Consider the following 215-nt stretch of genomic DNA (forward strand, 5'->3'; position numbering starts at 1 on the left):
GCACGCCCTCCCACATCCGGCCCCGGGCGAGCCACGCCGCGGCCGCGGACTCGAGCAGCGGCCGGGCGGTGTTGGTGCGCCCCTCGGCGAGCTGGAGCACCCCCTCGGCGTGGTCGAGCGCGGGCAGGGTGCCGGGGATGCCGCGGTGCCGCACGAGCGACCCCGCGCGGTCGAGCCACTCGCGGGCCCCCTCGTGGTCGCGGGCGGCGAGACGG

At 80.9% G+C, this 215-nt stretch carries 1 protein-coding gene; it reads right to left on the reverse strand.

Going from position 1 to position 215, the window contains the following annotated elements:
* Positions 1 to 215: hypothetical protein (locus FJ658_RS16335; protein ID WP_181408496.1), on the reverse strand; the 215-nt coding region annotated here is incomplete at both ends.

The sequence above is a fragment of the Schumannella sp. 10F1B-5-1 genome, from assembly GCF_006517535.1.
In the GTDB taxonomy this organism is placed as follows: domain Bacteria; phylum Actinomycetota; class Actinomycetes; order Actinomycetales; family Microbacteriaceae; genus Schumannella.